Source organism: Leptolyngbya sp. Heron Island J (genome assembly GCF_000482245.1).
Lineage (GTDB): Bacteria > Cyanobacteriota > Cyanobacteriia > Phormidesmidales > Phormidesmidaceae > Leptothoe.
The window spans coordinates 89924-111821 of record NZ_AWNH01000012.1 but is presented as its reverse complement, the minus strand read 5'-3'; the positions used below and the strand labels follow the sequence as shown (position 1 = coordinate 111821).

12 protein-coding genes are annotated in these 21898 nt (G+C 49.4%); all 12 read right to left on the bottom strand.

Annotated elements, in window-relative coordinates:
• Positions 1 to 244: 244 nt before the first annotated feature.
• Positions 245 to 1255: a sulfotransferase family protein gene (locus N836_RS42890; RefSeq protein WP_023070740.1), complete on the bottom strand. Its 1011-nt coding sequence runs from the start codon at positions 1253 to 1255 to the stop codon at positions 245 to 247.
• An 80-nt stretch (positions 1256 to 1335) separates the two neighbouring features.
• Positions 1336 to 2496, bottom strand: coding sequence for a glycosyltransferase (locus N836_RS42885; RefSeq protein ID WP_023070739.1), 1161 nt, complete (start codon positions 2494 to 2496; stop codon positions 1336 to 1338).
• 265 nt (positions 2497 to 2761) lie between these two features.
• Positions 2762 to 5362, bottom strand: coding sequence for an alpha/beta fold hydrolase (locus N836_RS42880; RefSeq protein ID WP_023070738.1), 2601 nt, complete (start codon positions 5360 to 5362; stop codon positions 2762 to 2764).
• A gap of 2 nt (positions 5363 to 5364) precedes the next feature.
• Complete coding sequence (locus N836_RS42875; protein ID WP_023070737.1) at positions 5365 to 7302, bottom strand: condensation domain-containing protein; 1938 nt, start codon at positions 7300 to 7302, stop codon at positions 5365 to 5367.
• Positions 7299 to 8675: a glycosyltransferase gene (locus N836_RS42870; RefSeq protein ID WP_023070736.1), complete on the bottom strand. Its 1377-nt coding sequence runs from the start codon at positions 8673 to 8675 to the stop codon at positions 7299 to 7301. The genes N836_RS42875 and N836_RS42870 overlap by 4 nt, the downstream gene beginning before the upstream one ends.
• A gap of 2 nt (positions 8676 to 8677) precedes the next feature.
• Entirely contained in the window at positions 8678 to 9403 is a 726-nt protein-coding gene (locus N836_RS42865; protein WP_031291520.1) for a methyltransferase domain-containing protein, read from the bottom strand.
• A gap of 1 nt (position 9404) precedes the next feature.
• Positions 9405 to 12182, bottom strand: coding sequence for a non-ribosomal peptide synthetase (locus tag N836_RS42860; protein WP_023070734.1), 2778 nt, complete (start codon positions 12180 to 12182; stop codon positions 9405 to 9407).
• On the bottom strand, positions 12182 to 17656 hold the full coding sequence (locus N836_RS72780) for a non-ribosomal peptide synthetase (protein ID WP_023070733.1): 5475 nt from the start codon (positions 17654 to 17656) through the stop codon (positions 12182 to 12184). Before N836_RS72780 ends, N836_RS42860 begins: the two co-directional genes overlap by 1 nt.
• Before the next feature lie 2 nt (positions 17657 to 17658).
• Complete coding sequence (locus tag N836_RS42850; RefSeq protein WP_023070732.1) at positions 17659 to 17898, bottom strand: acyl carrier protein; 240 nt, start codon at positions 17896 to 17898, stop codon at positions 17659 to 17661.
• An 85-nt stretch (positions 17899 to 17983) separates the two neighbouring features.
• Positions 17984 to 19597 (bottom strand): amino acid adenylation domain-containing protein, encoded by a 1614-nt coding sequence (locus tag N836_RS42845; protein ID WP_023070731.1) that lies wholly within the window; start codon positions 19595 to 19597, stop codon positions 17984 to 17986.
• A gap of 9 nt (positions 19598 to 19606) precedes the next feature.
• On the bottom strand, positions 19607 to 20755 hold the full coding sequence (locus tag N836_RS42840; RefSeq protein WP_023070730.1) for an acyl-CoA dehydrogenase family protein: 1149 nt from the start codon (positions 20753 to 20755) through the stop codon (positions 19607 to 19609).
• Between the two features lie 30 nt (positions 20756 to 20785).
• Positions 20786 to 21892: an ornithine cyclodeaminase family protein gene (locus tag N836_RS42835; protein WP_023070729.1), complete on the bottom strand. Its 1107-nt coding sequence runs from the start codon at positions 21890 to 21892 to the stop codon at positions 20786 to 20788.
• Between the last annotated feature and the right edge of the window lie 6 nt (positions 21893 to 21898).

The window sequence follows — 21898 nt, the reverse complement described above, 5'->3', positions numbered from 1 at the left end:
ATGGCCTAAGTTTCTTGTGAAAAATTTTCTCTCTAAAACCTATCGCCCCTCTGAGGGCTAAAACTGTAAAACAAAATACCTTTATTCGCCAGGAACTCGAAAAACTCCGTATATTTACGGAAATTCAACGCTATGTGTATTGGTAACGCTTTATAACTTTTTTCTCTATTCTCTTAAAACTTGAGCAGTGACAATTTTGCTCAGTATAAATATTGCCCTGCCTGAAGAGCTTTAAAATAGCAGCTTAATTGTCGGCTATATACCCGAGTCTAGCCAGTTGCTCACCTGCAATGTCGTGGCACATGGCCAACTCAGTCTCAGACAGTTTTTCTTTCCACTCTCCTACTGTCCCAGACCTGACATACTGTCCTTCGCCTTTCTTAGCTATGCGGCCAATATCAGCTGATTTAACAATCTCTTTGATCTGTTGGTCTTCCCAAGTTAGCTTTGCAAAGCTAAAAATTTGCTGCAGACTTCTTTCTGGATCTGCTTTTAGCGCTTCATACCGTACCCTATGTATCCGCTCTCTTAACCCAGGTCGTTCGTGAATCGTTTCACCCCATTCGATACATTTCTTCCACTGTCGAATGGCACCTGTTGTGCCTATCTGTGCCCAGCGTTGTTGTTGCGCCAGTGCATTATATGACACACAAACATCACGTCCATCGCGGATCACTTCAATAATTCGAGCTTCTGGAAACCGCCACAAAATCTGCTCAGCATAACGAATATGCATGGGAGTCTTTTCTAAAATACTCTGACCCGGCTGACCATACTGTTCAATAAACCGCTCAAACATGGCCGCAATCAGTTCCTCTGCCTGCACCAGACCACGGTCAGTCTCGGGTACTTGGGATCGGATTGCTTTGATCAATAGTTTTAGTACTTCATAGCTGACTAATCCATGGAGACCATGACTGTCAAGTCGATTTAGAATCTGGTGATCCCGCAAGATGCCTTGCCAAATATCCTGAGGTCCAAAGCCAAACAGCAATGGCTTTACCCCGTAGCGTCGTAAAATTCCTTTCCACGATCGCAACCGTCGCCGCCAGTTCCACTTTGGTAAGTCGACAAATGGTTCATACACCAGCCGATAAACATGGGTTTCTCTGGGTACGGCGACCACCTCTGGATGGGCAGCAATCAGCGACGTTACCCAAGATGTACCAGAGCGTGGGCAACCTACGACAAACAGCTTAGGACAGGGTGCCAATTCTCTCATATCAATATTTTTACTAGCCTTTTGTGTATGCATCACTCAATAAAAACTAAGGTTAGCAAACGGCTTACTTAGCGATACTGGCCCACCCTGCAAACGCTCTATGAATATGACTTTTAATCTGGCTTTACTTGTTCCCTTAAGAAAAAGGGCGGAGATTGGAGCCGGTTACTTTCTTCAGGCTCTGTATTTTGGGCAGAGGTTACTGGCTTAATTAGCTGAGCAAATTTTGCTGCAGACTGGGCTAGGGTACGGGTCTGATATTGGGCATAGGCATTATGTGCAATCGCCTGGAGCGATGACGGTTGGGCAAATTCGTGAAGTGATGAGGTCACTACATAGTGATGGTTTGCCATAATTCTGTCCTGGGATTTTAATTCAGACCCATTACAAATGGGTAATAGCCCATGGGAGCAATAGGCTGCATATACTGTGGATTTTGCTAGGTTTTGAGGGAATCGTCGATAGTCAAAAATTCCTGCTAAGGACTCAGCCAGTAGCTGGCTCACCTCAGCCGCTGGTAAAAAACCCGTTCTGACTACGTTTACATTTAGTGAGTGATCATCCCATTCCACAGGGCGTCCTACATCGTAGAGAGTATTGATATCTAGAATGTGACAAATACGATTGATTGTCTCTGTGTTATTGCGGTAGACGCGGGTGCGATCGCTACTGCCAAACACCACTAACGAACGCTGACGCTTAGCAAGTGGCTTCACCTGCCCTAATTCTCCAATCGTTGAAAAGTTGGGCACACAATGTACTAGAGACTCCGTCCATCGTGCCAGTGTCTGCTGAAATGCCACATTGTTGGTCACCACCACATCAGCTACCTGGGCCAGCCCACGGGACACCCGCCGCTGCACAAAATTCGGACAGCGAATTTGCTTATAGCGCAATGTCGGCAGCTCATGAAACATCACCACAATCCGCATCCCCCTTTGCTTCAGCACCTTCAGTGCATCCACTAACCACATCGGCGCATCTAGTTTTCCCCGCAGATAGGGATAATTACTGTATTGAAGAAAAATCGTTGATATATTTTCTGGTACACGGTTCAGCAGCCCTTGCACCGTATGGTTTTCGAGGCGATGCACTGGGAACTGGTCCACGTGGGGCCGTAGCTTAGGGTTGGGTCTAAAGACCAAGAAGTCAGAGAGAATTTGGTAGTGATTATATAGCTGGTGAGCCAGCTGTAGGGAATAGTCGCCGACGCCATCCACGTCGGGGAAGATGCGAGGCACTATTTGTAGAATTCGAGTTGGTTGAGTAGTCATAAGTGTGTAAGAAGAAGATGTTAGAAATTAATGTGTGAATGAATTCGTATAGAAAAACTGTTCCTTAGGTTGTCCTTCCCTTACGAAGGGGCGCTAGTCTCAAAGTCCTTCTCCCTGAGGGAGAAGGATTTAGGATGAGGGCTAATGCAGGGCATGGAGCTGATTTCCAGTAGATCTCCTAAATGTGTGTACACCTTAGCCTTCGTAAGGGGAACCAGATATCGCCAAGCCTTTGATATAGGTATGCAATTTACCCACATCGCCCTCACTCCAACTGCGACAGATAATCTCTCACCTGCCCCACCAATAGCGGTGTTGCCTGCTGATTAAACAAATTTCCAAAGAATCCCGGAATCTTTGTCACCTCCACACCATCTTTCGCAACTACCTGCCACCCCAGCTCACGACCAAAATACCAATCTAAAATTTGGATCTCTGCTCGGAACAACTTCACCCGTCCTATATAGGGCTGAGGCACATAGCGTTCTGCCGCTAGCTCATTAGCCTTCTGTGCCCGAGCATAGCGATATTCGTAGGGGGGGGTGGGTTGCTCGGAATTAGCAGCTTTGGCAACAGGGGAGCTATCTTCAGAATTCACTAAGTTAGAAGAATCCTGATCCGTTTCAAAGTCCCCCCGCATTGGAGGGAGTGGGGGGACTTCAGACGGCCTCAGCTTTTGCCAAACTTTCCCTGGCAACGATGCCAGTTTCTCCCATCCCCCATGATAATAATAATTCTTTCGCACCCAAAAGACTCCTAGCTGAAAACGGCTTTGCAGCTGGGTCAGCACTGTTTCAGGTAACTCCCCTGGTCGATAAGAATCAATTAGCACAACGCTAGCAACATCCTCGCCATCCGCCTGTAGCTGTTGGGCAATCTCAAAGGCGACAGCCCCTCCCAGGCAGTGTCCACCTACCAAGTACGGACCTTTTGGCCGCACCATTCGCATTTCTTTGACACAATCTGTTGCTAATGCCTCAACGGTGGTATGAGTCACCTCACTGCCATCAAGGTCAGGTCGTTGTAGGGCGTAGAACGGTCGCTCGGTTCCCAATAGGTGGGAAAATCTGGCCCAGGTGAGAGCATCTGCTGAGCCGCCATGGAAGAACAATGGTGTCTGAGCACCGTTGGTTTGAATTGGTACCAGACTTGACCATTGTGAAACTGGCTGGTCTTGACTGAGCAGTGCTGCAAACTGACGTACGTTAGGAGCCTGAAACAATGTTGCCAGCGGTAGCGCACAATCCAGCTGCTGCTGCATCTCGTTAAATAGCTGCACGGCTAACAGCGAATTGCCCCCCATATTAAAAAAACTGTCTTCCACACTGAGAGAACTCACCCCTAAAACAGATTTCCAAATTTGAGTGAGTTTTAGTTCTAACGGATTGCTTGGTGCAAAGAAACTGCCTTCTAATTGATCCCGACTGAGATTAACTGCAGAGTCTTCTACAGACTTAGGAGGTTGCTCTACCACTAACAGGTCCTGTGGTGGCACAATTCCACCAACAGACTGTTCCGGATTCCTAATAATGGTCAATAAAACTTGCTCGAACTGCTTTAATAGGATAAGTAGCGCCTGCCTGTAGGGTTCATCTGCCTGCAGCATGATCGTCAGCGCATCCCCCGGTTTTACAATTACGGTCAGCCCATAGGTACTCACCAACCCAGACTGCATATTCTCCACCTGCAGACTACGTGCTGCTGTCTGCATTGGGTAGTTCTCAATCACCAACAGACTGTCAAACAAACGCCCAGAAGTCTCACTCCAACCCTGAATTTGATCCAGCGAGGCATAGGCATAGCGACTGGCCATCGCCTGCTGAGACTGAAGCGTCTGTAACCAGTCAAGTACGGTTTGTCCAACCGCAATCTTGACACGCACTGGTAAAACATTGATCAGCATCCCCACAATGGATTCCACGTCATCTAGATCTGCTTGACGACCAGAGACCGTTGCACCAAATACAACATCTGGATTGTCACTGTAGCTATGGAGAAGTAAGGCCCAAATGCCTTGTATTAGGGTATTGAGGGTGAGGTGGTGCGATCGCAACATTTCCTGCACTCCAGCAGTCACTCTAGGAGAAAACGTAACAGACGGAAATGAAACCTGGTTATCGAAGGCCTCCCTAGCCCTCCAATGCTGAGGAGGATAAGATTCAAAGCCCCCAGATTTCGGGGCTTGGGGGCCTGGATAACCATTAACTTTCTCTCCATTGCTCCCTCCTCGATAAACCGGTAACTCCGTCGCTCCACCGAACCCTTGCAATGCCTCTCGCCAAAACTCCTCTGCTGCCGCCTCATCTTGTTGTTTCAGCCAACGCACATATTTTTGATAGCTGGGAACAGTCTCCAGAACTGGCGACTGCCCCTGTCGCAACGACTCATAAGCATCAAATGCCTGATTAAACACTAGCGCGCCAGACCAGCCATCCAGCATCAAGTGATGACAGCTCCAAACTAGTTCATAGTTGGTTTCACTCAGACGAATCAAGGCCAGGCGTGAGATTGGGGCCTCGGTGAGGTTAAAGCTGCGATCGCGATCTTCCACTAAAAATTCTGCCAATGCCGCCTGCTGATCCTCACGACCACGCCAATCTAGCTGTGTCCAAGGAATAGAAGCCTGACGCGCTACCACCTGTAGCGGCTGCTTCACGCCTTCCCAATGGACCGACGTTCTCAATGCCGGATGGCGACCTACAACAAACTCCCACGCTTGTTGCAGCAAACTAATATTCACCTCACCGCGCAACGTACAGCGCATATGGATTAATCCATCCTGGACAGAGGTCTGTAGACTATGCCACAGAAATGCTTGCTGTAGGGGAGTTAAAGGATAAATTGTTTCAATATTCTTCTTATCCATCGTTATACCTCCCCAGTAAGTTGGCCAATAAAGTCGTCTAATTCACTCTGATTAAATTCCGCGTCAGGAAAGTCGGATGGTGTAAAACCGCCGCTGTCTGTGTCAGAGCATTGGACAATAAGAGATTTCAGAGCACTAAGATATTGATTAGCCAGGGTTTCCAAGGTATCTGGTCGATGAATCTTGGTGTCATAACGCCAGTTAACCTGCAGTTGTCCGTTGGCAACCCAGGTGTTTATCTCTAAGAGATAGCCACGCCTGTTTCGTGGATCTCTCAGCGTGCCAACATCAATATCCTGGATTATCTGTAAACCTGTAGATGTAGAGTCTCGCTGACCTAAGTAGTTAAACAAGACTTCGGAGTTAGATGCTTGAGCCAATCTCTGTCGTATTGTCTCATTTCCTAAATAGCGCAACATCCCATAGCTAATACCCCGATCAGGAATCTGGCGCAGTTGCTCCTTGACTGATTTAAGTGACTCCATACAGTCTTCAGTATTTCTCACCTGTAGACTGTATGGATAGGTAGTTGTGAACCAGCCCACGGTTCTTGATACGTCGATCTCAGGAGTAATCTGCTCTCGACCGTGGGCCTCTACTTCAATACGGACATTGCCTGATGTAGCCCCTACCCACTGCAATAAAGTCTGAGCTAAGGCTGTTAACAGTGCATCATTGATCTGAGTGTTGTAAACAGCAGGAACAGTCTGAAGTAGTGCTTGAGTATCTTCTTGACTCAAAGCGACAGTAACCGTTTGTGTCGTTGCCTCTACAGGTAGTGTCGTCTCAGCATAGTCGCGCGGCAATTGGATAATGGGCTGTTCAACCTGGGTAACCCAAAAGTCAGCTTCAGACTGTTGTGCGGCTGTCTGTGCTCTTAGAGTTTCAGACCAGCTCTTAAACGAAGTCGTTTTCTCAGGCAACGGTGTCGCTCCACCTAACAATGTTCCTAAGTCACCAAGAAGAATTTGCCAGGAAACAGCATCTACGACCAGATGGTGCAAGCTAAGCAGCAGCCGCAACTGGTTTGTACTGCAAGTGAACAGGGCTGTCCGCATGAGGCCACCTGCGGCTAAAGTCACATTTTGGTGCAGCTTAGTGCCATGGGCGGCAATCGCCTGGACTTGATCGGATGCGGTTAGGTGTGTGAGATCTATGTGAGCTAGTTTTGGTGGGTTGCTAGCGTCGGTATTTATTTGCTTGTCGGTGAAGATCAGTCTGAGGGCGTCGTGGTGGGTCCAGAGGGTTGCGATCGCACCCTCCACCATCTCACTATTCACCCCGTCAGGTACCTCCACCAACATCGCCTGATGCCAGTGGTGTGCAGATTCCATCTCCTGCTCAAAGAACCACTGCTGAATCGGAGTCAGGGGTACTTCTCCAGTAACCACGTCCTGGGTGGCAGCCACTTCAGGGGTAAGGTTCACAACAGCTGCCAGTTCCGCTATTGTCGGCTGTTCAAACAGTTGATTGGGCGCTAGCCGTAGTCCCGCCTCTCGTGCCCTAGAAACAATTTGAATGCTAAGGATCGAATCCCCACCCAGTTCAAAAAAGTTGTCGTGGACACCAATGGCGTTGAGCCTCAGCACATCTTGCCAAATTTGAGCCAGGGTTTCTTCAACGGCATTGCGCGGAGTCTCACCTGCATCAGAGGTAGCTATCTTTGGTTCAGGCAAGGCGTTAACATCAATCTTGCCATTGGCAGTACGCGGTAGGGTCTCTAAAGGAACAATGGCCGCAGGCACCATGTAATTGGGCAGTTTGGATTTGAGGAAATCCTTTAATGTAGAAGGATTTAGAGTGCTGTTATCCGGTTTAGGCACCACATAGGCAACTAGCCGTTGGGAAGAATGAGACAGCTGTTGTGCTAACGCCACTCGATGCCTTGGCGAGAGCTGCATCACCCGTTGACGTAGTTCCTCATAGTTATCTTTTGTCATGATGCACCTCCTCCCCGCTGGTTGCTAACGGCTAAGAAATCGCGTTCTGCCCATTGAGACTCTAATAAAGACTCAACGACCCGAGCGGCGCGGTGCCCATAGCGATAACAGCACTCACCCATGCGCTCGGCCTGTTTTTTATAGGACTGATCACTCAGCAAGGTCTGAATATACTGGCGTATTTTCGCTGATTGATCCTGAACAATATCCCCAGCAATCCCCAGACCGTGGTAAGCCACACGAGCTGCATCCCCATCCTGATCAAAATGCTTGAGGGAATACACCAGCATCGGCACACCAAAGTACAGACACTCATTAATGCTATTAATCCCGCCATTATTGATGGCGCAGTCTGCATGTTTAAGCACCTGCAACTGAGGTACCCAGCTAAAGGCATGGACATTAGGTGGCAAGTTTGGCAGTTTACGAGGACTCAACTTTCCTCCCAAACCCAACACCAAATCCCACTGTGAGCGGGTCGAGACTGCCTCTATCAGCCGTTGTAAAAAGTGTTGGTCAGTCTTTACAAAAGTGCTGCAACCGCAATAAATAAGAAATTTTTCGCCAGACTTACGCCTTTCAAAAAGTTGTGCAAGAGCTGCTTCTGTTGCGGGCTCAATCTTTGACTCCTGACGGTTCTCTAAAACCATAGGACCAACATAATTCATAGAAGGATGAGGGTCATGGGGAAAGTCCAGTTCCAGCGCATTAAAACAAAGTATAGGCAGCGATGCATGGGGATACGGCACCAGCCACTGATCACGTTGATTACGCCAGGGATAGCCGATCTGTCGTGCATAGCAACGCAGTATCGAGACTCGATCAATGCCCATGCGCCGCCAGCGCTCTCGCTGAAATTCCCACCATTTTCTCCAGCTATAGCACCACCAGCTCCATTCAATGGCGAGTCGCTGCCCTGACAATCCGACACCTGGCACAATACTGGTATGAATCGGCGGTAGGCTGGGACGCTTCCAAATAGAGAGAAACTGACATAGCAACGCAACCGAAAACTGGCCAGTGACAGCAGCCATAATGTGAGGGTGCATCTCCATATCAATTAACAGCAAATCTGGAGCTAGATCTCGTATAGTCTGAACAAAGTTCTGCACACCGAGGGCATCAACTGCTCGCTGTTGTCGTTCTCGTAGTGTTCGCCACTTTTGCCAGCGACCCATTGACGGTTCGCCTGCTTGAATCCCCCAGGGGTCAAGCTGCACATAGGAAATACCCTGAGCTGTAACCGACTCCCGTAGCTGAGCCGGGCTCGCATAGGTGACTCGATGGCCAGCCTGTTCCAGCTGTTTCACTAATGCAAAACTGGCATTAAGAATGCCGGTTAGCCCTCCAGTCATACAAACAATATGGGCCATAGTTACCCTCCCTCCATTGAGTTCTTCTGTGCAATCACACACAGATCCTCAATGGGCATGTTGTGGGTAAATGGAACAGCAGCCCAAGGATGCAGCAAATCCAAGTGTTTGATGTTTTTAAACTGATTAACTCTCTCTAGCTGATACTTAAGACCCTCATAGTCATAGCTCCACCGATGGACTTGCCCCGGTTCTTCGACAGGCGCATATCCAAATTGGTGAGCATGGAATGAAAAAATAAAACTTGGAGGTGCATCCTTCGGAATTCTGCGTCGAGCATAGTTCACAAAATAATCCATATGACGATAGTTTGTGAAATATCCATTGATATGGATTCGTAAGTCTGGGACGGTGATCAATAGATAGCCATCTGGCTTAAGAATGCTAGAGCAGAATTTGAGCAGGTTTACCCCCTCCTCAAAGCTAAAGTGTTCAAAAACATGCTGCATTCTGACTAGATCAAACTGCCCTAATTTCTCACAATCGGTCTCTCCCAGCTGGCTTATATTTGCTTGATAGTATCTCTCAGCATAGTCAGAAGATAGACCATCAGCTGAGCCCAAATCCAAGCACATAAAACCCTCTTCAAACCGGCGGCTACCCATATCTAGCCAGCGGATTCGACCTTCCTTTAATAGTTTTTGCTTTAGGGCACTGTCGCGTCGAAGCTTGAGTTTTTTTAAACCTCTAACAAGAGTGTATTTTAGCCATGATTCCTTCATTAACATGCTAAGCACCTTCTCCCATTGTGTTGGCTAATAATGCATCTGCTTTATCAGGGGGAAGAGATGCAAGCGCAGAGACTAAACTATCTACATCCGATGGCTGGAGTGTGTTTCGAGCAACAACTACGGTTTCCTGGATTGCCTGGTGATCTTGTAGCACATCCTCAATCTCTCCTAGCTCAATCCGATAACCACGAATTTTCACCTGCCGGTCACACCGCCCTAACCATTCCAGGGTGCCGTTGGAACGATACCGTGCCAAATCGCCAGTTTTATAAAGACGCCCCCTGGAGGGTGGGCATTGCCCACCCTCCAACATCACAAACGACAATGCCGTTTTCTCCGGTTGATGCAAATACCCCTGCGCCACCCCATCACCACCGACATAAATCTCACCAATCGCTCCAGTAGGAACCAGATTCAAATCCTTATCCAACAGATAAATCTGCGTATTGGGAATTGCCTTACCAATCGCCACAGGTCCAGGTTCTGCTAGAATACGATACGCTGTACACCACACAGTCGCTTCAGTAGGACCATACTCGTTATACAAGTCCGTAGCCGGTAGCTTGGCATAGTGATTCTGCACCAGCGCCCGCGGGCAGGCCTCACCTGCCACAATCACCGTGCGGAGTTTAGCCAGCTGTTGCGGATCAGCAGATGCCAACAACAATGAATACAGCGTTGGTACACAGAGTGTATGGGTGATTCGCTGGCGAGCAATCAAATCAGCCAGCTGCTGCAAATCTTGCTCTATGCGCTCAGGCGGTAAGACCAGAGTCCCCCCCTGACAGAGCGTCCAAAAGATACCAGCCACAGAACTATCAAAGGCGATAGACGAGAGCAACAGAAATCGACCCACAGGCTCTGGGTAAACGTGGGCGCGAGCAGTTGTAGAATGCACCAAATTCTGGTGGCTAACCATAACTCCTTTGGGAGTGCCGGTGGAGCCGGAGGTGTAGATGATGTAGGCGAGATCGTCTGGGGTGATGGGGTGATGGGGTGACTGTAGGGGCTGGCCTTGTGCCCACCCTTGTGTCTGACATTGCTCCATTCCTTCTCCATCCAGATATAAAACGGTAATAGATATATCTGGTAAGTCCACAGAACGCTGCGTCAGTAAGAATTTGGGGTTAGTATCTTCTAAACAGTATTGAAGGCGTTCAGCCGGATATGCCGGATCAAGAGGTACATAGGCTGCACCTGCCTTAAGTACAGCCAGAATACATACGATTCTGCTCAGAGAGGGGTTTAGACATAGAGCAATCCGATCACCGGGGATGACTCCGTTTGAACGAAACAGATCAGCTAGTTGATCAGCCTGTTGATTCAGTTCGCCATAGGTCAGTGTTTGTCCCTCAAAAACAACTGCCAGCGCATCTGGTGTTTTCTGTACCTGAGCTTCAATCAGCTGATGAATGGTTAAATCACGGGGATAGTCAACCGTCTCCCAGGTGGTTAGCTGTTGCTGTTCTGTTGGTGTTAAACGTGGTAGCTCAGCCAATTTGCTCTGAGGTTGCTCAACAAACGCGGTGAGCAATAGTTCCAGGTGGGCGTGTAGGCACAAGATCGCACCCTCCTCAAACCTACCCGAATCAAATAACAGCAATAGTTCCAGCGATTCACCAGGAACCACCAACAGCGCCAGCGGATAATTACTCTGCTCCAGATAGCGCACGTCGCTGGTATCAAACCCAAGGTCTGTAGCTGCTGCCGCTGGATAGTTTTCAAACACTACAATGCTTTCAAATAGAGGGTTTTTCTGGGGTACATCACTCCAGCGTTGAATATCTGTGAGGGCTGTGGTTTCGTACTGTCGCAGGTCTAGTAGCTGCTGCTGGCGTAACTGTAGCCAATCGACAAGAGTTTGGTCAGGCTTAATGCTTACCCGCACAGGCAGGGTGTTAATAAACAATCCCACCATGGTTTCCATACCAACCAGATCAGCCGGACGACCAGAAACTACCGAACCGTAGGTTACCTGGTCCTCGCCGCTGTAGTGGTTTAAGAGTAGTGCCCATGCTCCCTGAACCAGGGTATTCAGTGTTAGTCGATGTTGTCGTGCCAGGTTTTTGAGAGCTGTGGTCAAAGACGGTGATAGGGATTGATGTTGCTGCTGGTAGCGTTGGGATGTACCAGGACGAGCAGCAGGCAGCGGTGTGAGTTCGACAACCCCCTGAAGCTGATTGCGCCAGAAGGTTTCAGCTGTGCTGAGATCTTGTTCCTGCTGCCAGGCAATATAGTCGCGGTAGGGACGTGTGGGCTGCAGCTGGGGTACGGTTCCCTGGAGCAATGCGCCGTAGTAGGTCAGCATGTCTTGCCAGATGAGGGGCAGCGACCAGCCGTCAAATAGCAGGTGGTGAGAGCTCCAGACAAACTGATGGACGTTGTCGCGTAGGTGAATCAGGGTAAGGCGCAGCAGTGGAGCCTGGTCTAGGTTGAAGCCTTGGGTGCGATCGCACTCCAAAAACTCCTCCAACTTAGTCATCTGCTCAGCATCCGTTATCCCACGCCAATCCCATGACCGCCAGGGCAGCTCCACTTGCTCACGAACCACCTGTAGCGGCTCATCCAAACCGTCCCACAGAAACGCCGTGCGCAAAACTGGATGCCGTGCCACCGTCTGTGGCCACGCCTGCTGTAACAGATTTGGCTGGAGATTACCGCTGAGCTTACAGGTGTATTGATTTACATAAACACCAGCCTGGGTGTCGGCTAGAGTGTGAAACAACATACCCAGCTGAACTGGTGAGAGCGGATAGATATCGGCAACATTTTCCATTAGCCCTGACCTCCTGCACGATCTGCCTTATTTAATAAAGCTGAAAGCTTATCGAGTTTTTTGCTGTTAAGCTTTGCCAGGGGAAAGTCTGTAGCGGTTGCTTTGTTGCCTGGACTCTCAAGAAGTGTTTGGAGATGTTGCATCATGCCATCAGCGACTGCCTGGGCTGTAGAGTCGTCTAGACCGCTGTAGCACCAGTCAATATGGAGCTGGCCTTCTCTGATAAAGGCGCTGATGTCGAGGGGGTGCGATCGCATCTGCCTCGGACTTCGAGATACCTGTAATGGCTGAGAAAATCGGAACATTGACTTAGGTGGCAACAGCTGCTCTAGAGTCCCAAGATAGTTAAATAAAATCTCAGGCTGGGGCTGTTTAGCAACCTTCGCATCTCCGAGATAGCGCAAAATACCGTGCCCAATACCATTTTGAGGAATCTGTTCTAGGGTTGCTTTAATTGACCTCAATGTCTCACTAGAATCGGATTGGGCTACAAGCGTTACCGGAAAGAGTGATGTAAACCAGCCGACGGTCCGCACTAAGCGCATATTAGGAAGTATGGATTCTTCTCGTCCATGGCCTTCCAGAGCAACTTGTACAGCAGACTGCTCAGTATGTTGTTTGACAGCTAACGTCAAAGCCGTTAACAACATTTCCTGAGGACGCGCACGAGATGTTTGCAGGAAGGCTTGAGTCAGGTCATAACTTAGCTGTCGAGAGATAGTACGAGCATTGGCCTCAGGCTGAGCAGTACTATCCCACCGAACGGCAGAATCAGGCTGAGAAAACCAGTAGTCCATCTCTGCTGGGGGTAAGGAAAGCGCTTTAAGCCCATGCGCCCATGCTTTAAAGGAGCTAGTCTTCAATGGCAATGAAAGTTCTTCACCCTGACTCAACTGTTGATAAGCCGTTTCTAAATCCTGAATTAACGTCAGCCAAGACAGCGCATCTACCGCCAGGTGATGTATGACCAGCCCTAGTTGCTGGCGGTCACCTAAATCAAAGAGAACCGCTCGAACAAGATCTCCTTTGGTTAAGTCAAGCTGGGTCTGAAGTTTGGCAATGGTTTTAGTAATGATTTCTTGAGGATGGGGCTGCGCCGAGACATCTACTTCGATGATGACCACATCAGAAACAGGTTCTCCATAACGTTGCTCCCAGCCTGCATCGGTTGGGGTATAGGTCAGCCGTAAACTGTCGTGATGATTTACCATCGCCGTCAGGGCAGATGTCAAAATGGTCAGGTTTAACATCTCGGCCACATCCAGGATAACTGTTTGGGTAAACTGCTCTGGCTCCGGCGATTGTTGCTCAAAAAATGCCTGCTGAATAGGTGTGAGAGGGATTATCCCTGTCAAATCTTCTGAGGCCATATACTCATGCTCAGGGGCCACTACAGTAGACAGTTTGGCCAGGGTGGGATGCTGAAAAATCTGATTTGGGGACAACCTAAAACCAACCTCTGACATACGAGCAGCAATTTGAATGGCCATAATCGAATCACCGCCCAGCTCATAAAAGTTGTCGTGGATGCCAATGCGATCCACCTTGAGTACCTGCTGCCAAAGCTTGGCTAACGTCTTCTCCACGGCAGTGGCAGGCGCAACAAACTCTGACTGTAGCTCGGGACGACTGGCCTTTGGATCAGGCAGGGCAGCAAAATCCACCTTGCCATTTGCAGTTAATGGCATGTGCTCCAGCTGAATAAAATAGGCAGGCACTAGATTGTTAGGCAACCGCTGGGTTAAAAAGTGTCTCAGGTCCGCTGTCGAGGTCTGCCCCACATAGTAGGCCGCTAGCTGGGCTTTGTTTATTTGCGCGTCTTCGTAGCCAATCTCTTGCAGAATCCTCTCCACTTCGGCCACATCAATCTCATCATTGAGCTCATCGATAGCCGCTTCCGGTGTTTTATGCCCCATGCGCACATCCCAGCTGTAGGGCAGAGCATAGTTATGATAGCCACGCTTTTTAGTATGCAAATGAATGCCCACATTGTTGATCAGGCAGTTGGTGGAGCGTCCTGTATCTGACGGACGAATCCACGGCACCTGATCCTTTAGGAAAGAGAGCATTTCGGCTAGTTCAACATCGCAGTAACGGTAGAAGTCAATAATCTCAACCGTTTCAAAAATGTCATCGGTCTGAAATACCTCCACATCCATCAGCTGCGATACGGCATCGTCAGTGCGATGGTAGGCTTTGCGAGCGGCCAGAATTGTCTCGTCAATCTGGTCTACATCAAACTCAGACTGGCCAAACAGTTCAGTAAACCATTCTTCTGTTAGGCGGGTTTCAAAAAACTGTCCCCGTGAGAGACCCGTCACAATGCAGGGAATCCCCCGCTCGTAGGCCAGCTGCATACTCAGGGTATAGATAGTCTTAAAACAGCCATTACATACGTTACAGTGGCGGTTCAGACTATCTACAAAAATGTCGTTCATCGCTGGTGTGGTGCCAAACTGGTGATCCACCCCTAATGTGTCAACCACGCGACGAATGTTGTCTTTGGCTTGCTCAGAAATATAGCCATTATCTAGCGTAAAGGCAAACACCTTGAAGCCCATGGTTACCAGCTGAGCTAGGGCATAGGTACTATCCTTACCACCGCTGAGCAGCATCATACAGTCGTACTCACCCTGTTTGCGCTGACGGGCTGCCTCCAGACGAGACTTGAATTCGTCAATCGACTTAAAGTATTGCTCGGTGCGATCGCGATAGGTCTCATAGGTTTGACAAATATCACAAACACCCTCATGGTCAAAGGTGATGCCAGGATAGGTGGAGGCAATGCCACAGCGAGTGCAGTAGGTCACAGGACCACTCTGCACGGGAACAGCCGACTGAACTAAACTAACGGCACTGGCAGTGACCCCAGGATGATCCACTAAGGCCGCCTCGATCTCCCCCAACTCAATCCGGGTACCGTGAATCTTTACCTGACGGTCACCGCGCCCAAGGTACGTTAGCTGCCCATTCTTCTGCCAGCGCCCCAAATCGCCTGTGCGATATAGTCTTTGATCACCGCGATAAACAAACCGCTTAGCCGTTAGTTCAGGTCGATTGAGATACCCCCGCGCCAGACCAGGCCCGCCAATAAAGATTTCACCCACCGCTCCTTGGGGCACCAAGTTTAACCGCTCATCCAAAAGATAAATTTCCGATCCAGCTGCTGGTTTACCAATGGAAACAGAGGTGGGTGCATCAGGCTCCAGTTCAAATTGGTGAATCATACAGCCAACCGTGGCCTCTGTTGGACCGTACTCGTTATAAATCTCAATGGGATGATCGCTAGCATTGGCGATCGCACCTGCCAACGATGTTTTCAAATCTTCTCCACCTAGAATCAGTGTCTTCACCCGGGAGCCAATGGTCATTCCTTTTACCAAAGCCAGGTGAGAAGGAGTTAGTTTAATCACATCCACTGCGTTGTCTTGAAAGATTCGTTGCAGGGAGAGATCGATGGCCTCATTCCCTTCGGGATAAATCACCACCTGTCCACCTGAAAGTAAAGGCACATAGATAGAGGTAACCGTTAAATCAAATGTAAATGGAGAGAATAGGGGAAATGCTAAGGTTCTCCCCCGCACATACTGCTGAATCGCCCAGTTAACGTAGTTGGCTAATCCACGATGTTCAACTTCTACCCCTTTGGGCTTACCCGTAGACCCTGATGTGTAGAGTAGGTAAGCAAGCTGATTAATGCCAGACAGATTATTTAAATTGTTGTTTGGCTGCGACGTTAAATCTAATGTGTCCAACTGGATATTCACGGCATGGCCATTTAGACATGTCGTAAACTCTGACTGGGTCAGCACCCAACGTACCTGGGTGTCTCTCAGAATATGGGCAATGCGCTCATTGGGTTGGCTGGGATCAATGGGCACATAGGCTCCTCCGGCTTTAAGCACTCCCCAAATAGCCACCAGCATTTCCATAGAGCGACGCAGACAGACACCGACGGGTGCTTCACTTGTTACTCCCTGCTGTCGTAAGTAGTGAGCCAGCTGGTTGGCTCGGGCGTTGAGCCGTTCATAGGTAAGGGTTTCGCTGTTACAAGAAATCGCAACAGTATTCGGCGTCCGCTCAACCTGTTCTTCAAACTGCTGTACTACAGTTTTGCTAATACCAATCCGCTCACACTGCGCTAGTTCTAGGAGGTGAGCCTTTTCCAAGCCAGTAACAATCTCCACCTCAGCAATGGGTTGGTTAAGATCAGCCAACACTGCATCCACTAATGCCAGAAAATGGCCTGTGGCCCGTTCCTGTAGTTCTGGCTCAAACAGGTCACAATTAAAGTCGAAATGTAGCTGCAGACTGCCCCGATCATCAAAATCATGCACCTGTAGTCGCAAATGATGTCTTGGATCGCCAGCCCCTGGATGAATCCATTCTGAAGACACTGGACGGCCATCAAAATCCGACAGTTTAGCATGGATAAAATTTAGGACTACATTGACATCACGGCTGGGGGCAAACTGGCTAGCACCGGGCTGGGCATAACGCAGCATACCACCGCTGGCATGGCTCACTTTCCGCAACAGCGATGCAAAGGTTTCCCCTGGTTCAATGTCAGCCTGCAAAGGAAACAGTTCAATAAACACGCCGATAGTCTCTTTTAGTAGCGCTGTAGGGCGACCATGGGCAGGGGTGGCAAAAGCAACCTGAGTACTACCGCTAATCCGATGGAGATAGGCCAACAGAATACCAGCCACCAGGTTAAACAGAGAAAGCTGGGGCGTCAACGCCCGTGCATCCGAATTCATCGCCAGCTGCTTCAAGGCAGCCGTTCTTTCCGGGCCTAGTTCCCATGAAACACGGCGGGTACGAGAGGATATCTGGCTTGCTGATCGATGATAAAGGTCGACTGAATTTGCCTGTTGCTGTTGCCAGTAGTCAATGGCGCGAGACGAGGGCGATGGTAACGATACATCACCGTATGCTGGTAATGCTGGAGCGTCTGATAAAGTGCCTGCTATCGAACGGTGATAGAAGTCTCCTACTGTTTGGTAAATCAGTTGAACTGACTGAATATCTGTAATCACATGGTGCTGACTGATATACCAGGCATAACAGTTAGGGCTAAGACGTATTAGAGCTGTTTCAAAAAGTCTCTCGGATAAATTGAACAGTGTCTGACTACGATTCTCTGCCCAGATACGTACCTCTGCTTGAGGATTCTCTCTGTCGCTAAAATCAAGTATCAGCACCTCATAGTCTACTTGAGGTAACACCCGCCGCTGTGGCACACCATCCACTTCTTCAATCACCATCCGCAGCGCATCACTGCGCTCTACCAATGCCTGAAATGCTGCCTGAAAATGAACAGGCTCAATCTCACCCGATAACGTAAACAAAAACGCCATGTTGTAAAGCGGTGATTCTGGTGCCAGCTTTTGCCCCAGCCACAGCAAATGCTGTGCCGTTGTCAGATTAGACTGGGCGGCAGTGGATTGAAGTGGCATTGCAACAACGGTCATGATTACAGGCTCCGCTTAGCAAGGTAGGCATCAATGGCCTTGATAGTCCTAAAGTTAGTGATGATGATGTCCGATTGGGGCACATCACAGCCAAACTTATCTTCCACAAAAGCCACCAGCTGCATCACTCCCATGGAGTCGATAATCTCTTCACCGAGGAGATCGTCGTCTGCCTCGACTTGCATCCGACCGTTAAGCAGAGTTTGACTAATATATTGTTTAAGAATTTCTTGGTTATCCATCACTGTGAGTTTTGAATTTTAAGTCTTGAATTTTGAGTTAAAGTTTGCCCGTCAAGAGAAACTACCTTATTTCTATCCCTAATAACTAATAACCAATAACTCTCCTCTCCGCCTGTTGTTGCAACGCCCGCCGATCAATTTTGCCAGTGCCCGTTCTAGGGAATGTGGTCGCGATCGCAACCCTTCTCGGCACCGCATAGGCAGGCAATCGTTCCCCCACATAATTAAGCAATTCACCATCACTCAAGGTAGCCTCAGCTTTGAGAATCACTGCTGCTTCTACCTGATGGCTACCGGCTTCAGCGGGTACAGCATAGGCAGCCGCTTCTTCCACCTGGGGATGACCCACCAGGGCTGCCTCTACTTCGTCCAGCTCAATGCGATAGCCCCGAGTTTTTATCTGACGATCTTTTCGGCCCACAAACTGATAGTTACCGTCCGGTAGCTGCTGCACTAAGTCCCCTGTGCGGTAAAATACAGCCGTCTGATGAGCAATTTCAGTCCGGTAAAAAGCACTCTCATTTAAGTCAGGTCGCTGCCAGTAGCCCATCATCATGGTCGATGTTCGCACCAGCAGTTCACCTACATCACCAGAAACCACTGGTTCGTCCTGGTCGTCCACCACAATCTCTTCCGCATTGGCCCAGATTTGACCGATGGGTGCAACCTCTTCGGGGATAGTCTGTCCCTCAACTAAGGGAGGCACATGGTAGTAGCTACACTGATTGATCTCCGCTGGTCCATACACGTTGCTAAAACGAGCCTGGGGCAAGCGTTCCATTAGGCCATACATATACTTTGCCGGGTAAGGTTCTCCACCAAACAGCACCCAACGCAGCGAGCTGAGGTCTCTCTCTTCTAGCACACCCCGCAACAGCAGCTGGATTAACGCAAACGGTACCGAGTACCAAATGGTTAAGGCTTCATCCTGGGCCAACTGCGAAAGACTGGCAGGCATTTTCATATAGGCTTCAGGAATAATCACCGTTGTTGCCCCCACCAACGGCCCTGAAAAATAATCCAGGGTGGACATGTCGAAGTGCAGCGGCGAGTGATTGCCCAGGCGATCTGCGTGGGTCAACCCATAGGTGTGGGCTGCCATGCGCGCATAGTCTAGACCGCTGCGGTGAGTGTGCATAATGCCCTTAGGAGTCCCCGTGGAGCCAGAGGTATACATGATGTAGGCCAGGTCTTGTTCCATCACGCGCACCGACGGTGATGTGTCGCTGGGGAGAATATCCGACCAATCGCAATGGCCCACCCCATGGTCTAGAACAAACGTCTCCGGCAAACCGATAACGTGCCGTAGGGGCGCAGCATGCTGCGCCCCTACGGCGATTGCATCCAACAAATCTGGCATTCGCATCCGCTTGGATTTTTGGGTAATCAGGTGGCGAATACCGCAGTGGTTAATGGCGTAGGCGGTGCGGGTAACAGGGGCACTGGGGTCGAGGGGCACATAGGCCGCACCGGCTTTCCAGATACCATAGATTGCGATCGCACTCTCCAAACTCTTATGCAAGTAAATCCCTACCCGATCTCCCCGCTTTACCCCCAGATCAACCAGCTTATGGGCCAACCCATTTGCACGCCGTAACAGTTCGCCATAGGTAAGACTTGCACCATCACAACGAAATGCTTCGCGCTCAGGAAACTGCTCGGCAGAACGATCTAAAATTTGAGACAACAAATAAATCATATCCACCTCCTACAATCCCAATGAGCGCGCAATAATGTTGCGCTGAATATCCGAGGTGCCCGCATAAATCACCCCGCCAATGGCGTCCCGTAAATCTCGTTCCACCCCATACTCCGTGAGATAGCCATTACCGCCATGGATCCGCACCGCATCTAACCCTGAGGCCACAAAACACTCGCTCAGATACAGTTTGAGCAATGCCGCCTCAAGCATGGCCGGTTGCCCGCGTTCCTTTAACCAAGCCACCTTATACAGCAACAGCCGCGCCGTCTCTAGGCGTAACTTCATATCAGCCACTCGATTCGACACGGACTGAAACTTACCAATGGGTTGACCATACTGCTCCCTCGCTTTGGCATACTCAACCGTCTTCTCTAACTGACGCTCCATGGTGCCTAGTTCGCTGGCCAGGTTAAAACAACGGTCATACTCCAGCGAACTATGGGAGAAACTAAACCCAGCACCTTCTGGGCCCAGACGATCTTCTTCAGGCACAAAACAATCGTCGAAGAAGATCTCTCCAAACGGCACTGTACGCAAACCCATTTTGTCTTTTACTGGACCCGTGGAAAAACCCGCTGCTGTCCGCTCCACCAGAAAAGCAGTTACTCCCCACTTGCCCAAGCTCGGGTCAATGGTGGCAAACACGAGGGCCAAATCACAGATAGGAGCACAGGTGACAAACTTTTTACTGCCGTTGAGCATATAGCCACCGTCACACTTTTGGGCATGGGTTTTTAGACTATAAACATCTGACCCAGCATTGGGTTCAGATAAGGCATGTACACCGATCCATTCACCTCGACATAGTCGTGGCAAATATCGCTGCTTTTGGTCATCAGTCCCGAACTGCTGCAAAAGAATCTGCACCGTCCACATCTGGGCATTCAGACCCAGGGTAAGGCCATTATCTTCACAGCCATAGCCGAGGGCTTCCATCGCCAGCACCGCTGTCATAATGTCCAGTGCAGGCGATCCGCTATAGTCTTCCGGCATACACATGCCTTGAATACCAAACTCGGCACATTTTTTCCAGTTCTCCCAGGAAAATTTGCCATGGTAGTCGCGCTCAACCACGTCACCATTAAGGTTCTCTTGCGCAAACTGAATGACACGATTCTTAAAAGCGAGTTGTTCGTCTGACCAGGAAAAATCCATGACAAAGCTTGGGGGCGAGATGTGGGTAGATTACAGGACAAAACTGTAGGGATTTTTGACCTCAGCGGTGGCGCTTTCTAGCTCAACTAAGGTGCCGACCTGCAGCTCAGTTGCATAGTCCAGCAGCATATTCATGGCCACCTGATCTTCAAGGGCAAATCCGGTGGAATCAAAAACAGTGGTCTGTTGCTGATGGTGACGATACTGGGCTGGAGTCTTGACTACGTTAGATAGCTCAGCTCCAATCTGCTGCAGGTCTTTAAACTGTTGACATTCGCCTTCGCGAATGGCCTGATCTCGAAAATCAGGACACACAAAACTGCGCTCTAAAAGACTTAAGGGTACCTCAAACTTACCAGGAAAATCAGCCCCCACTGCGTTAATGTGTAGCCAGGGTTTCAGATTTTGATCGGGAAAGACCGGTCCATCATTCACATCCACTGACGTTGCTGTGCAGAGGATATCAGCTGCGGCAACAATATCAGCAACGTCTGCCTGGCAAATCTCTAAAGGGTCTAACCCCAAACACGCTATACGTTCAGCAAATGATTGACTTACGGCTGGATCGCTATCGAAAATGAGCACCTTCTTAAGATCAAAGCAGCGGGAAAGACCATGAAGTTGTGTAACGGCTTGGGCTCCTGCACCAATCAAGCCAAGGACTTGACTGTTGGGTGAGGCTAGGAGTTGGGTTGCGATCGCAGATGCCGCTCCTGTCCTCAACGCCGTCAGAAACGTCCCATCAATCACCGCAGACAGATGCCCTGATACCGGATCATAGGCAGAAACCGTGGAAAGGACCGTCGGTAAATTATATAAACTCGGGTTCTGAGGATGATATCCTACCGCCTTCACCACAATCTGCCGGTGCTTCTCAAACAATGGCATCCATTCAACTAAGCCTACATGGGGTTGCTCATAGCTGAAGCCGGTGCGCACAGGGACCACCGTTTTTGCAGGATCAAATTGTTCAAATGCCTGGGTGAGTCGAGCAATCATCTCATCCATCAATGCATTCAAACCCACATGCTCAACAATGCGTCGAGTATCCTCCACTGTGAGTATCAGTGTTTGTAACGGCGGCATAGACGCCACAATAACGTTATTAATCGCGCTAGACTGCGCCAAAGAAACCATGGGAAA